The sequence below is a fragment of the Caballeronia sordidicola genome, from assembly GCF_000729995.1.
GTDB classification, from domain to species: Bacteria; Pseudomonadota; Gammaproteobacteria; order Burkholderiales; family Burkholderiaceae; genus Caballeronia; species Caballeronia sordidicola_A.
The window spans coordinates 1-390 of sequence record NZ_JNFG01000146.1; the positions used below are offsets into that span (position 1 = coordinate 1).

Sequence of the window (390 nt, forward strand, 5' to 3'; positions counted from 1 at the left end):
CGCTGCTCATCGGCATCCACTCGGGCGGCTCGCTGACCATGGACGCCTGGACCCTGGTCCACGCCTGGCAGCGGCACTTCGACGGGAAGCGGATTCTGCACGGGACCGCACACGACGTGCTGATGGCCGCGCCCGGACTGGGGGACTACTTCAAAGCCGTCGGCGTCATCCCGGCCTCCAGGCAAGGGGTGACCGCGGCGCTCGCCGCCGGCCACGACGTAGTGGTCTGGCCGGGCGGCGAACAGGACGCCATGCGCAGTTGGCGCAAGCGGGACACGGCCGTTCTCGCCGGCCGTAAAGGCTTTGTCCGACAGGCGATCCGGTCCGGGGTACCGATCGTGCCGGTCGCGACCGTGGGCGGACACGACACCGTCTTCGTGCTGTCCGAGG

1 protein-coding gene is annotated in these 390 nt (G+C 70.3%); it reads left to right on the forward strand.

The window, feature by feature from the left end; genetic code table 11:
- Nucleotides 1-390: 1-acyl-sn-glycerol-3-phosphate acyltransferase (locus tag FH08_RS0134120; RefSeq protein WP_031362649.1), on the forward strand; the 390-nt coding region annotated here is incomplete at both ends.